12 protein-coding genes are annotated in these 13804 nt (G+C 66.3%); 9 read left to right on the plus strand and 3 right to left on the minus strand.

Annotated elements, in window-relative coordinates:
* Positions 1 to 38: 38 nt before the first annotated feature.
* The 3 genes from LLW23_RS01225 (at position 39) to LLW23_RS01235 (ending at position 2473) form a co-directional block, all read left to right on the plus strand.
* Positions 39 to 1013: a type II secretion system F family protein gene (locus LLW23_RS01225; protein ID WP_228946980.1), complete on the plus strand. Its 975-nt coding sequence runs from the start codon at positions 39 to 41 to the stop codon at positions 1011 to 1013.
* Between the two features lie 4 nt (positions 1014 to 1017).
* A complete protein-coding gene (locus LLW23_RS01230) occupies positions 1018 to 2019 on the plus strand; it encodes a type II secretion system F family protein (protein ID WP_228946981.1) in 1002 nt (333 codons plus the stop codon).
* A gap of 82 nt (positions 2020 to 2101) precedes the next feature.
* A complete protein-coding gene (locus LLW23_RS01235; RefSeq protein ID WP_228946982.1) occupies positions 2102 to 2473 on the plus strand; it encodes a hypothetical protein in 372 nt (123 codons plus the stop codon).
* 140 nt (positions 2474 to 2613) lie between these two features.
* On the opposite strand, the gene ppdK is transcribed toward LLW23_RS01235, so the two are convergent.
* From ppdK to LLW23_RS01250, 3 genes are all read right to left on the minus strand, one after another.
* Positions 2614 to 5307, minus strand: coding sequence for a pyruvate, phosphate dikinase (gene ppdK, locus LLW23_RS01240; protein ID WP_228946983.1), 2694 nt, complete (start codon positions 5305 to 5307; stop codon positions 2614 to 2616).
* 103 nt (positions 5308 to 5410) lie between these two features.
* Complete coding sequence (gene glyS / locus LLW23_RS01245) at positions 5411 to 7789, minus strand: glycine--tRNA ligase subunit beta (RefSeq protein ID WP_228946984.1); 2379 nt, start codon at positions 7787 to 7789, stop codon at positions 5411 to 5413.
* Positions 7786 to 8655: a glycine--tRNA ligase subunit alpha gene (locus LLW23_RS01250; protein ID WP_333473787.1), complete on the minus strand. Its 870-nt coding sequence runs from the start codon at positions 8653 to 8655 to the stop codon at positions 7786 to 7788. The genes glyS and LLW23_RS01250 overlap by 4 nt, the downstream gene beginning before the upstream one ends.
* A 164-nt stretch (positions 8656 to 8819) precedes the next feature.
* On the opposite strand from LLW23_RS01250, the gene LLW23_RS01255 reads away from it, so the two are divergent.
* The 6 genes from LLW23_RS01255 (at position 8820) to LLW23_RS01280 (ending at position 13804) form a co-directional block, all read left to right on the plus strand.
* Positions 8820 to 9695 carry a TraB/GumN family protein gene (locus LLW23_RS01255; protein WP_228946986.1) on the plus strand — a complete coding sequence of 292 codons (876 nt, stop codon included), beginning with the start codon at positions 8820 to 8822 and terminating at the stop codon, positions 9693 to 9695.
* A 266-nt stretch (positions 9696 to 9961) separates the two neighbouring features.
* A complete protein-coding gene (locus tag LLW23_RS01260; protein WP_228946987.1) occupies positions 9962 to 10663 on the plus strand; it encodes a 50S ribosomal protein L25/general stress protein Ctc in 702 nt (233 codons plus the stop codon).
* Between the two features lie 232 nt (positions 10664 to 10895).
* Positions 10896 to 11465, plus strand: coding sequence for an aminoacyl-tRNA hydrolase (gene pth / locus LLW23_RS01265; RefSeq protein ID WP_228946988.1), 570 nt, complete (start codon positions 10896 to 10898; stop codon positions 11463 to 11465).
* Positions 11466 to 11526: 61 nt separating this feature from the next.
* On the plus strand, positions 11527 to 12627 hold the full coding sequence (gene proB, locus LLW23_RS01270; RefSeq protein WP_228946989.1) for a glutamate 5-kinase: 1101 nt from the start codon (positions 11527 to 11529) through the stop codon (positions 12625 to 12627).
* Positions 12624 to 13505 carry an NAD-dependent epimerase/dehydratase family protein gene (locus tag LLW23_RS01275; RefSeq protein ID WP_228946990.1) on the plus strand — a complete coding sequence of 294 codons (882 nt, stop codon included), beginning with the start codon at positions 12624 to 12626 and terminating at the stop codon, positions 13503 to 13505. Before proB ends, LLW23_RS01275 begins: the two co-directional genes overlap by 4 nt.
* Positions 13506 to 13561: 56 nt before the next feature.
* Positions 13562 to 13804: an acyl carrier protein gene (locus tag LLW23_RS01280; RefSeq protein WP_228946991.1), complete on the plus strand. Its 243-nt coding sequence runs from the start codon at positions 13562 to 13564 to the stop codon at positions 13802 to 13804.

The following is a 13804-nucleotide window of genomic DNA, read 5'->3' on the forward strand; positions in this document are numbered from 1 at the left end:
CATCACGGCGCCCGAACGGACGAGGCACGGAGCGCGACATGCCGTTGGTACCAGTGATCACCTTGGCGATCGGCTCGCTCGTTGTGTTGGGCATGCTATACTTTGCTTTCTCCGGCCCCTCCCCGCAGCGCGCTGGCGTTCGCCGGCTGAGCGCCGTGCGCGACCGCCACTCCGCGCTGCCAGGCGCGGCGATGGAGGCACAGCTTCGCCGCATTACCGGGCGCAGCGCGACGAAGGCCGATGCGGCGGCGATGCGCTTCCTGCCGCGCCCCGAGGAGCTGCAGAAGCGGCTGAACATGACGGGCAAGACCTGGACGGTCGGCCAATACGGCACGGCGACGCTGAGCATCACCGCCGGTGTCGGACTTGTGCTGTGGACGATCGGGCTGCCACTGCTGCTCGCGATTTTCCTTGGGCTGGCGCTTGGCGCCGGCATCCCGCACTTTGTCGTCAGCTCGTTCATCAAGCGCCGGATCAAGCGCTTCAACGCCAAGTTTCCGGACGCGATCGAGTTGCTCGTCCGCGGGCTGCGCTCGGGCTTGCCGATCACCGAGACGATGTCGGTGGTCGGCAGCGAAGTGCCGGGGCCGGTGGGCGAGGAATTCCGCTCGGTATCGGACAAGATGAAGATCGGCCGATCGATGGATGTGGCGCTGCAGGAAACGGCGGATCGACTGGGCACGGCTGAGTTTCAATTTTTCGTCATCACGATCGCGATCCAGCGCGAAACGGGCGGCAATTTGGCCGAAACGCTGCAGAACCTTGCAACGGTACTTCGCCAGCGCGGCCAGATGAAGCTGAAGATCAAGGCGATGGCGTCTGAGTCGAAGGCGTCGGCCTATATCATCGGCTCGCTCCCCTTCATTGTCTTCGTGCTGATCTGGTTCGTGAACGGCACGTACATGCAAGGCTTCTTCACCGATCAGCGGCTGATGGTGGCAGGCGGAGGTGGCATGATCTGGATGGCCATCGGCGCGTACATCATGGCCCAGATGATCAACTTCGAGATCTGACGCGATGGAACCGACTCAAGGCCCGACGCTGCTTGGCGTCGACGTATTGTGGGTAGCGACGTTGCTGTCCGCGGTGGCCGCGTTCGCGGTGATGATCGCGGTCTACGCCGCGATCAGCGTGCGCGATCCAATGGCCAAGCGCGTGAAGGCGCTGAACGATCGGCGCGAACAGCTGAAGGCGGGCATCACCGCCTCCACCAGCAAGCGCCGCGCAAAGCTCGTCCAGAAGAGCGAGAGCGCCGATCGCATCCGCGGCTTCCTCGAATCGTTCAAGATCCTGCAGGACAGCCAGCTCAAGGTCGCGCAGACCAAGTTGCTGCAAGCCGGCATCCGCAAGAAGGATTGGGCCGTCGGCGTGATCTTCGGCCGGCTGGTGCTGCCGGTGGTGCTCGGCGGGTTCATGGTGTGGCTGGTGTACGGCACGGACACGTTCGCCGAGTGGACCGCACTCAAGCGTTACGGCCTCGTCGCGGCTACCTTCATCCTGAGCTACAAGGCGCCCGACCTGTATCTCAACAACAAGATCACCAAGCGCAGCCAGGCGATCCGCAAGGGCTTGCCCGACGCGCTCGACCTGCTGGTGATCTGCGCCGAGGCAGGGTTGACGGTGGACGCGGCGTTTCACCGCGTGGCGAAGGAATTGGGCAAGGCCTATCCGGAACTGGGCGACGAATATGCGCTGACCGCGATCGAGCTCGGCTTCCTCACCGATCGGCGCCAGGCGTTCGAGAATTTCGCGAGCCGCGTCGCGCTGGAAGAGATCAAGGGCATCGTCACGACGATGGTGCAAACCGAGAAATACGGCACCCCGCTCGCGAGCGCGTTGCGTGTCCTGTCGGCCGAATTCCGCAACGAGCGGATGATGCGTGCCGAGGAGAAGGCTGCGCGGCTGCCAGCGATCATGACGGTGCCGCTGATCCTGTTCATTCTCCCGGTGCTGTTTGTCGTCATCCTGGGGCCTGCGGCCTGTTCGATCAGCGACGCGTTCATCGGCGGCGCGATGTAATTGCCGGCGGACGCGGAGCGATCCGGATAGACGGAACGCACGCGGTACAACATCGTTGAGCCTCCGTAACAGGAGGTTCGCGATGCTTTTCACCACCCCGACGCAGTGGCTGGCGCTGGCCGTCGCGCTGATCGCCGGCTGGCTCTTCGGACTGGCGAGCCACCCCGGCGGCCGCAAATGGAAGCAGCGCTACGTCGACGAGCGCGATGTCCATGGCCGCAACCGCAAGGATTTCGACGGACGAATCGCCGAGCGCGATGCGCGGATCAAGGAGCTGGAGCGCGACAATGCGCGGCTGGCGGCGGCGACACCGGTGGCTGCTCCGACCCCAGTGGTAGCGGCAACGCCGGTGGCGACTACGCGGGTTGCCCATGCCGACCATACGGCACGCCCGGTCTCGACGACGCGCGGGCGCTGGTTCGATTGGAACAATCGCGCCGGAACGGTGCGCTAACGCCTTCGGCCGACGGTAATTACCCCCGTCATCCCGGCCTCGTGCCGGGATCCACTGTGCGGCACGTCCTGAGCTCGAAGCTCGAACGTTGCGCTCGCGGAAGAGTGGATCCCGGCACAAGGCCGGGATGACGTATCGCCTTAGCCGCGAGCCTTGAGGGCCGCCTGCGCGGCCGCTAGGCGCGCGATTGGCACGCGGTATGGCGAGGCCGAGACGTAATCGAGGCCGACCGCTTCGCAGAAGTCGATCGACGCCGGATCGCCGCCATGTTCGCCGCAGATGCCGAGCTTGATATCGGGGCGGGTCGCACGGCCGCGATCAGTGGCGAGCTGGACGAGTTCGCCGACGCCCTCAACATCGATGCTGACGAACGGGTCCTTCGCGTAGATCCCCTGCTCGACATAGGCGCCGAGGAAGCGCGCGGCGTCGTCTCGGCTGACGCCGAGCGTCGTCTGCGTCAGATCGTTGGTGCCGAACGAGAAGAATTCCGCCGCCTCGGCGATCTCGCCCGCGCGCAGTGCGGCGCGGGGTAGCTCGATCATCGTGCCGACGAGATATTCGATGGTCGCGCCGCGCTCGGTGAACACCGCCTGCGCAGTGCGATCGACGACTGCCTTCATCAGCTCCAGCTCGCGCTTGGTCGCGACGAGCGGGATCATCACTTCCGGGATCGGCGCCTCGCCCGACTTCTCCGCGACATCGAGCGCGGCCTCGAAAATCGCGCGCGCCTGCATTTCGTAGATTTCGGGGTACGTGACGCCAAGGCGGCAGCCGCGATGGCCAAGCATCGGGTTGAACTCGTGCAGCTCGGCGGCGCGGCGCTTGAGCACGTCGATGTCGATACCGGCGGCACTCGCAACTTCGGCGAACTCAGCTTCCTCGTGCGGCAGGAATTCGTGCAGCGGCGGATCGAGCAGTCGCACGGTGACCGGTAGCCCGGCCATCACCTCGAAGATCTCGGCGAAGTCGCTGCGCTGCTCGGGCAGGAGCTTGTCGAGCGCCGTGCGCCGCCCGGCCTCGTCCTCCGCCAGGATCATCTGGCGTACCAGGCTGATCCGCGCGGCGTCGAAGAACATATGCTCGGTACGGCACAACCCGACGCCCTCGGCGCCGAAATCACGTGCGGTGCGGCAATCGAGCGGGGTCTCGGCATTGGCACGCACCTTGAGGCGGCGGACTTCGTCGGCCCAGACCATCAGCACGCCGAAATCGCCTGCCAGCTCGGGCTGGATCGTCGCGACTTCGCCCGCCATCACTTCGCCGGTGGTGCCGTCGAGCGTGAGCAGATCGCCCTCGCGTACGTCACGCCCACCAACCCGCGCGATCTTCGCCTTGGCGTCGATCGACAGCGCACCGGCGCCCGACACGCAGGGCCGGCCCATGCCGCGAGCGACGACCGCGGCGTGGCTCGTCATGCCGCCGCGTGCGGTGAGGATGCCCTTGGCGGCGTGCATGCCGTGGATGTCCTCAGGCGAGGTTTCGGTGCGCACGAGGATCACCGCCTTGCCGTCCGCCGCCCACTTCTCCGCCGTGTTGGCGTCGAACACCGCCGCGCCGCTCGCCGCGCCGGGTGACGCGGGCAAGCCCTTGGTGAGCACGTCGCGCGCAGCGTTCGGATCGAGCGTCGGGTGGAGCAGCTGATCGAGCGCTTGCGGATCGACGCGCGCGATCGCTTCCTCGCGCGTGATCAGGCCATCGTCGGCCATGTCCACTGCGATCTTGAGCGCGGCCTTCGCGGTGCGCTTGCCCGAGCGCGTCTGGAGCATCCAGAGCTTGCCCTGCTGCACCGTGAATTCGATGTCCTGCATGTCGCGGTAATGCCGCTCGAGCCGGTCGAACACCGCGGCGAGCTCGGCATAAGCGGCGGGCATCGCCTCTTCCATGCTGAGCGCCTTGGCGCCGGCCGCCTCGCGCGCCGCCAGCGTCAGATATTGCGGGGTGCGGATGCCGGCGACAACGTCCTCACCCTGCGCGTTGATCAGGAACTCGCCGTAATAGGCGTTGTGCCCGGTCGAAGGATCGCGCGTGAAAGCAACGCCGGTCGCGGACGTATCGCCCATATTGCCGAACACCATCGCCTGCACGTTGACCGCGGTGCCCCAGCTGGCGGGAATGTCGTTCAGCCGGCGATAAACTTTCGCGCGGTCCGACTGCCACGAGCCGAACACCGCGCCGACCGCGCCCCACAGTTGATCATGCACGTCCTGCGGGAACGGCTTGCCCCATTGCTCCTCGACCAAGCCCTTGAACTCGGCGACTAGCGCCTTGAGGTCATCTGCCGACAATTCGGTATCGAGGTGGAAGCCGCGATCCTCCTTGGCGATCTCGAGCGCTTCTTCGAACGCGTCGTGATCGAGGCCGAGGACGACATCCGCATACATCTGTACGAAGCGGCGATAGCTGTCCCACGCGAAGCGCTCGTCGCCCGAGGTGTTCGCGAGGCCTTCGACCGTTTCGTCGTTGAGGCCGAGGTTGAGGACGGTGTCCATCATCCCGGGCATCGACACGCGCGCGCCCGAGCGAACCGAGACGAGCAACGGATCGGACGTGTCGCCGAAGTTCTTGCCGGTGACGCCCTCGATATGCGCGAGCCCCTCGGCGACTTCGGCGCGCAGCGATGCGGGGAACGCCTCGCCTTCCTCGTAATAGCGCGTGCACATCGCGGTGCTGATCGTGAAGCCGGGGGGTACGGGCAGGCCGATCGAGGCCATTTCGGCAAGGTTCGCGCCCTTGCCGCCGAGCAGGTTGCGATCGCCGCCCCCGCCCTCGGAGGTGCCGCCGCCGAAGCGATAGACGTAGCGATCGTCAGCCTGGGTGTTCGCCGCGGTCGCCATCGTCTCGTCTCCTGAACGTTCTTGTGCGATGCAACACACCGAGGTCGAACGGATTGCAAGACCAATCCGATCCATCTGCGCGATGGTATCGCTAACGCGAGCGCTAGCCGTCGATCCGCGAGAAATCCGCGACGGTATGAACCGCATCACGAGCGCGCGCGAGCAATTGCAGGCGCACTGTGCGCTTGGCGGGATCGGGATCGTTGACGATCACGCTCTCGAAGAAGGCGTCGATCGGCCCGCGCAGCGAGGCTAGCGCGGCCATCGCGGCAGCGAAGTCCTCGCGCGCGACGGCGTCCGCCGCGGCAGGGGCGGCGACATCGAGCGCTTCGATGAGCGCGGTTTCGGCGGGCGCAAATCCCTCTCCCCCTGTCGGAGAGGGAGGGAGGCGCGAGGGTCCCATGAAAGTATTACTTTCATGGGCACCCGAAGCGTCGGAAGGGTGAGGGGGAGTGAGGTTCGACACACCAGCCGCGTCCCCCTCACCCTTCCCACTCGCTGGCGCGAGCGGGCCCCTTCCCTCTCCCACAAGGGGAGAGGGAGAGTCGGTCCAGCCTTCCTTTTTCAGGATGTTCGACGCGCGCTTGTAGCCCGCGAGCAGGTTCGTGCCGTCCGGCGTGCCGACGAACGCCTGCAACGCTTTCACGCGCGCGAGCAGGCGGACGAAATCGTCTTCATCCGCAAGCACGGCGTCGATCAAATCATGTCGCACGCCGACCTCGCGCTGCTGAACCTTCAGGCGATCACCGAAGAATTCAGGAACGGTGTCGAAAACCTTTCGAACCCCTGCGTTGAAGCGATCAAGGTCGGCCTCTGACATTCCTGGCGAGCATTTTTGATAGGTCAGGCCGTCCATGGTGCGGCCGATTACCTTGGGACTTCGAAAGCGCAGACCATTACGGGTTACCAGGTCGAGCACACCCAACGCCGCGCGACGAAGCGCAAAGGGATCCTTCGAGCCCGTCGGCGGCAGGCCAGCAAAGAAAAACGCGACAATCGTATCCAGCTTGTCCGCCAGCGACACTGCCACCGTCACCGGATCAGCGGGCACATCATCGCCCTGCCCGACCGGCTTGTAATGATCGCGGATCGCGGCGGCGACCGCTGGGTGCTCGCCCTGTGCGGCGGCGTAATAGCCGCCCATCAGGCCTTGCAGCTCGGGGAACTCGCCGACCATGCCGGTGACGAGATCGGCCTTGGCGAGCCGCGCGGCGCGTTCGGCGAGGTCGGCCAGATCCTCCCCTGCAAGGGGAGGGGGACCGCTCGCCGCAGGCGAGTGGTGGAGGGGGATCGCCGCGGGCGGGGTCGCTTGTGGAAGCCCCCCACCACCAGCTTCGCTGGTCCCCCTCCCCGTGCCGGGGAGGATCACACCCTCTTCGACCAGCCAGCGGGCTAGCTTCGCGACGCGATCGACCTTGTCGGCGACGGTGCCGAGCTTCTCGTGGAAGACGATCTTCTCGAGCTTCTTCGCCTGCTCCTCGAGCGTCACCTTGAGATCGGTTTCGTAGAAGAAGCGCGCGTCGGACAGGCGGGCGGCGAGGACCTTGCGATTGCCCTCGACGATCATCGCGCCGTCGTCCGACGCTGCGATATTCGCGGTGCAGATGAAGGCGTTGGCGAGCTTGCCGTCCGCGTCGCGGCAGACGAAATACTTCTGGTTCACGCGCGCGGTGAGCTGGATTACCTCGGGCGGCACGTCGAGGAACGCGGCGTCGAAGCGGCCGAGCAGCGGCACGGGCCATTCGGTGAGGCCGGCGTTCTCGGTGACGAGGCCTTCGTCCTCGACCAGCACGAGCCCGGCCTTGTTCGCGGCCATCTTCGCGCCGATCGCAATGATCGCGCGGCGCTCGGCCTGATCGACGATGACGTGGCAGGCGCGCAGCTTCTCGACGTAATCGGCGGCCGAGCCGATCGTGATGATGCCGGGGTGGTGGAAACGGTGGCCGACAGTCGCCGCGCCGCTTTCGACGCCGGCGATCGCGCACGGCACCAGCTGGTCGCCGAACAGCGCGATGATCCCTTGCAGCGGGCGGACCCAGCGCAGGCTCTCGGTCGAGATCGACGCATCGCCCCAGCGCATCGACTTGGGCCACGGAAAAGCGCGGATGATCGCGGGGATCGCCTCCGCGAGCACGTCGGCGGTGGCGCGGCCGGGCTTATCGATCACGGCGTACCAAATGCCGTCACGATCGACGAGCTGGTCCTGGGTGAGCCCAGTCTTACGCAAGAAGCCGTCGAGCGCCTGCGGCGGAGCCGACGTGCGCGGCCCTTTGGTTTCCTCGCTGACGGCTTGGGTGGCGTCGGGCAGGTCGCGCGCAATCAGCGCAAGGCGACGCGGCGTGGCGTACGTGACGATCTCGCCCGCAGTGAGGCCCGCCTTGGCGAGTTCGGCCGTGAACAGCCGCGCGAGATCATCGCGTGCCTTGTCCTGCATGCGAGCCGGAATTTCCTCCGAGCGCAGTTCGAGGAGGAAGTCGGTCACGCCGCGGTCCAGTTCGGGAAGCGGGCCTTCCAGCCCTCGGCGTTCGTCTCCATCCATGCCGCGCACGAGCCCTTCGCCAGATCACGCACACGGCCGATGTACGCCTGGCGCTCGGCGACCGAGATCACGCCGCGCGAATTCAGCAGGTTGAAGATGTGGCTCGCCTCGATCGCCTGCTCGTACGCGGGGATCGGCAGCTTGGCGGCGAGGCAATTCTCGCTCTCCGCCGCGGCCTTGCGGAACAGGTCGAACAACGTGTCGGTATCGGCGACCTCGAAGTTCCACTTCGACATCTGGCGCTCGTTCTCGAGGAACACGTCGCCATAGGTCACGCCGGCATCGTTGAACGACAGATCGTACACGCTGTCCTTGTTCTGGATGTACGTCGCCAGCCGCTCGAGCCCATAGGTCAGCTCGCCCGCGACGGGCTTGCAGTCAAAGCCGCCCATCTGCTGGAAATAGGTGAACTGAGTCACTTCCATGCCGTCGCACCAGACTTCCCAGCCCAGCCCCCAGGCGCCGAGCGTCGGGCTTTCCCAATCGTCCTCGACGAAGCGGATATCGTGGCGGGTAAAGTCGATGCCGATCGCCGCGAGGCTGCCGAGGTACAGTTCCTGCAGGTCGGGCGGGCTCGGCTTCAGGATCACCTGATACTGGTAATAATGCTGCAGCCGGTTGGGGTTCTCGCCATAGCGGCCGTCGGTCGGGCGGCGACAGGGCTGGACGAACGCAGCGTTCCACGGATCGGGGCCGAGCGCACGCAGCGTGGTCGCCGTGTGGAACGTGCCCGCCCCCATGCGCATGTCGTAGGGCTGAAGGATCAGGCAACCGCGCGCGCTCCAATAGGAATGGAGGCGCAGGATCATGTCCTGGAAGCTCAAGGGCGCATCTGTTGAGGTGGCGTTCATCGCGGGCGCGGCAATGGCGGATGGCTCGCCATGAGGCAAGGGCCGGGCTAGGACGGCACCGCCCCGTTGGCGCGCCCCGTTCAGGAAGGTCCGTTTCGCCCGTGTTCCGTTCATTTGCTTCGATGTTCGCAGGCCTCGGCCTCGCTTTCGCTTTGCCTGCCTGTGCCCAGCCCGCGCCGATGGTGCAGGAAGATGCCGATCCCGCGCTGTGGGTGGTGCGCGACAAGGACACGACGATCTATCTGTTCGGCACGATCCATGTGCTGAAGCCCGGCCTCACCTGGTTCGACGAGGCGGTGAAGAAGGCGTTCGATCGATCGGGCACGCTGGTGCTGGAGATGGTCGAGCCCGATCAGGAAACGCAGCAGCGCGTCGTGATGGCCAAGGCATTCGATGCCGCCGGCCCGTTGCTCGTCGAGAAATTGCCCGCGGACAAGCGCGCGGCGTTCCTGGCCGCGCTGGAAGAGAACAAGCTGCCGATGGCCTCGTTCGAGCGGATGCAGCCGTGGTTCGCGGCGATCAGCCTGTCTGTGATGCCGGTGCAGAAGCTGGGCTATGACGCCAAGAACGGGCCCGAGGGCGTCCTGACGCGCGCGGCGAAGGCGCAGAAGAAGCAGGTGATGGGGCTGGAGACGTTCGAAGGGCAGATGTCGATCTTCGATTCGCTGTCACAGAAAGCGCAGATCGATCTGCTGACCTCGACGGTCGACGAACTGCCCGAGGCCGGCGCGACCATGAACCGGATGGTCGAGAATTGGTCGAAGGGCGATCCCGATGGCCTGGCCGAGACGATGAACAAGGACATGAAGGGTTCGCCGGAGGTGAAGCAGGCGCTGCTGGTGGATCGCAACACGAAATGGGCGGCGTGGATCGCGGAGCGGATGCGGACGCCCGGGCGCGTGTTCATCGCGGTTGGCGCGGGGCACCTCGCGGGGGCGGACAGCGTTCAGACGAAGCTGGGCAAGTATCGGCTGCGGGCGGTGCGGATCGCGTACTGATCCTCTCCGAGCTCACTCCTCCCGGGAACGGGGAGGGGGACCGCTCGCCGCAGGCGAGTGGTGGAGGGGCCGGCCTTGTTGAAGCGTTTCGCCAAGCCAGCCCCTCCACCACGCTTCGCGTGGTCCCCCTCCCCGTTCCGGGGAGGATTAGGGAGGACTGGAAGGATTGCTAATTACCCCCCTCCCCGCTATGCGCCCGCGCTTCCGGCCATGGTCATCCCTGGAGGCGTGGGGCGGAAGAACACACTTACGTTTCGGAGAATGCAATGAGCGACCAATTGACGCTCGCAGCCGAGACGCGTGACCGGGTTGGCAAGGGAGCCTCCCGGGCGCTGCGTCGTGATGGCCGCGTGCCTGCCGTGATTTACGGCCAAAACAAGAACCCCGCCTCGATCCACCTCGAGGAAAAGGCGCTCGTGAAGGCGCTGAGCACGGGCCACTTCATGAACACCGTGGTGATGGTCAACGGCGAGCGCACGCTGCCGAAGGACGTTCACTTTCACCCAGTCTCGGATCGCCCGGTCCATGTCGATTTCCTGCGCATTTCCGCGCACGCGACCGTCACCGTTGCGGTGCCGGTGGTGTTCGTCGACGAGGAAGAGGCGCCTGGCCTGACCAAGGGCGGCGTTCTGAACGTCGTGCGCCACGAGCTCGAGCTGATCTGCGATGCGTCGGAAATCCCTTCGGAGATCAAGATCTCGCTCGCCGGCCGTGACATCGGCGATTCGATCCACATCTCGGATGTGACGTTGCCACAGGGTACCGAATCGGCGATCGAGGACCGCGACTTCACGATCGCGACGCTCATCGCGCCGTCGGCAATGAAGGCCGAAGCGCAGGAGCAGTTCGAGGAAGAGGCCGCGCTGGCGGAAGCTGCATCGGCCGAAGCTGCTGCGGAAGCCGAGGCCGAAGCGGCCGAGGACGAAGCCGCTGCCGAGGGCGACGACGAGGAAAAGACCGGCGAGTAATCGCATCGGCCACCGCTTCTTGCGGTGTTACGACGCGGGCGGGTGGCGGCAACGCCCCCGCCCGTTTTCGTTTTCGGTGTATTTCGCCCCTCCCCGTTCGTGCTGAGGAGGCATTGAGCTTGTCGAAATGCCGTCTCGAAGCACATGCCACGGGGCGAACCCTTCGAGACGGCACTTCGCCGTTGGCTCAGCACCTCCTCAGGGCGAACGGGCGACTATCAGGAGACATAACGTGCAGCTGTGGGTCGGCCTGGGCAATCCGGGGCCTGAATATGCAATGCACCGGCACAATGTCGGCTTCATGGCGGTCGATGCGATCGCCGAGGTGCATGATTTCGGCGCCACCGCGAAGAAGTTCCAGGGCTGGGTGCGCGAGGGGCGGCTCGGTTCGGACAAGGTGCTGCTGTTGAAGCCGGCGACCTTCATGAACGAAAGCGGCCGGAGCGTCGCCGAGGCGTTGCGTTTCTACAAGCTTGGCGTCGAGGCGCTGACGGTGTTCCACGACGAGCTCGATCTGGCCCCGATGAAGGTGAAGGTCCGTGTCGGCGGCGGGCTGGCGGGGCATAACGGGTTGCGGTCGATCGACCAGCATCTCGGGCCGGAGTTTCGCCGCGTGCGGATCGGGATCGGGCATCCGGGGCACAAGGACCGCGTGACCGGGCACGTGCTCGGCAATTACCACAAGACCGAGATCGAGGCATTGAGCGACCTGCTGGGCGCGCTGGCAGCGGAAGCGGCGACGCTCGCGGCGGCGGACGACGTGCGGTTCATGAACGATGTGGCGTTGCGGTTGCAGGATTGACCGTACGGGGTGAGGCCACTCCCCTTCCCCATCCGCTCACCTCACACTATCGCCCACTCAAATGCTCTTCCCCCCCGCCTCTTGCGCGCGTCTCATCGTGAAGATCGGGTCGGCGCTGCTCGTCGATCCCGATGGGGCGGTGCGGCGGGATTGGCTTGCCGGGATTGCCGCCGATGTCGCCGAGCGCACCAAGGCGGGGCAGCAGGTGGCGATCGTTTCCAGCGGCGCGATTGCGCTGGGCGCGCGGCGGCTGGGCTTGCCGCGTGGTGGCCGGGCGAGCCTTGAGGATGCGCAGGCCGCCGCTGCGACGGGGCAGATCGCACTCAGCCAGACATGGGCCGAGGTGCTCGCGGCAGAGGGACTGACGGCGGCGCAGATGCTCGTCACGCTCGACGATCTCGAAGATCGGCGGCGCTATCTCAATGCCGCCGCGACGCTCGGGCGGCTGCTCCAGCTCGGCACGGTGCCGATCATCAACGAGAATGACAGCGTCGCGACCGCGGAGATCCGCTTCGGCGACAACGACCGGCTTGCCGCACGCGTGGCGCAGGCGGCGGGGGCGCAGGGCGTGGTGCTGCTGTCGGACATCGACGGCCTCTACGATCGCAATCCAGCGCAACCCGGCGCGGTGCACATCCCCGAGGTCGCGCGGATCGACGCGCGGATTGCCGGGATGGCGGACGATGGCTCGGCATCGGGCATGGGATCGGGCGGCATGGTGTCGAAACTTGCCGCAGCCCGCATCGCGTGCGGTGCGGGCGTGGCGCTGGCGATCGCGTCGGGGCGGATCGAACGCCCACTCTCCACGCCGGCGCGGCATACGATCTTCCTGCCCGAGAAGCGGACAGGCGCGCGCAAGGCGTGGCTCGCCGGGCGACTGACGGTGCGCGGGACAATCCACGTCGATGCCGGCGCGACGCGTGCGCTGGCGGGCGGGCGGAGCCTGCTCGCGGCGGGGGCGATACAGATAGCCGGGCGGTTCGTGCGCGGCGACGTAGTGGCCATCGAAGGCCCCGACGGGATAATCGCGCGCGGGCTTGCGGAATATGATGCGGCCGAGATGCTGCTGCTGCTCGGGCGGCGCAGCGAGGAGCAGGAGGCGCTGCTCGGCTATGCGCCGCGTTCGGCGCTCGTGCACCGCAACCATATGGCGCTGCTGTGATCCTGGCCCTCACTGGCGGCACCGGCTTCGTCGGGCGTGCGACGATCGACCGCGCGCTTGCCGCTGGACATCAGATCCGCGCGCTTACCCGCCGGCCGCAGCCGCCGCGCGACGGCGTGACGTGGGTGGCGGGCGCGCTCGACGATCCGGCGGGCCTGGCATCGCTCGTGGCGGGCAGCGACGTGGTGATCCACATCGCCGGCGTCGTGAACGCGGCCGACCGCACAGGGTTCGTCGCCGGCAATGTCGAAGGCACGCGTGCGATCCTGGCGGCGAGCGGTGAGCGGCGTTTCGTTCATGTGTCGTCGCTATCGGCGCGCGAACCGCAGCTTTCGAACTACGGCTGGTCGAAGCATGCCGCCGAAGCGCTGGTGGCAGCGGACGGCGCAGACTGGACGATCGTGCGGCCGACGGGGGTTTACGGACCGGGCGATACCGAGCTGCGCGACATGTTCCGGATGGCTGCCAATGGGATCGCGTTGCTGCCGCCACCGGGGCTGGTGTCGCTGATCCATGTCGATGATCTCGCTCGCTTGCTGGTCACGCTCGCCGAGCGACCCGGCGCGCACACGATCTACGAGGTCGATGACGGCAGCCGTCTGACGCATGCCGAGCTCGCGGCAGCGATCGGGCGCGCGGTGGGGCAGCGCGTGCTGCCGCTGCACCTGCCGGCCGCGCTGCTGCGGCTGGGTGCGAAAGTCGACGGTCTTGTCCGCGGCGCCGGAGCGAAGTTGACGGCGGATCGCGTCGGCTACCTCAGCCATCCCGACTGGACAGCGCGCACGCAGTACCGGCCGCCGCTTGCCGTCTGGGCACCGACCGTAACGCTCGCCGACGGCCTGGCGGCAACCGCGCGCTCCTATGGCATCGCACGCTGACCATGCTTCCGCCGCATTCGATTGGCACCCCTCCCCCGAATAGCTAAGGAGCCGCCATGAGCGACCGAAACAGCATCATCGACACGATCCAGGCCCAGATCGAACCGTTCAACAAAAAGAGCGTGACGATCACCGAAGCGACGACGTTCCAGGGCGACCTGGAATGGGATTCGCTGACGGTGATGGATTTCGTCGCGGCGATCGAGGATGAATTCGACATCATCATCACGATGAACATGCAGGCCGAGATCGAGACCGTCGGCCAGCTCGCCGATGCGGTGGCGAAGCTGAAGAACTGA

The sequence above is a fragment of the Sphingomonas radiodurans genome, from assembly GCF_020866845.1.
GTDB classification, from domain to species: domain Bacteria; phylum Pseudomonadota; class Alphaproteobacteria; order Sphingomonadales; family Sphingomonadaceae; genus Sphingomonas; species Sphingomonas radiodurans.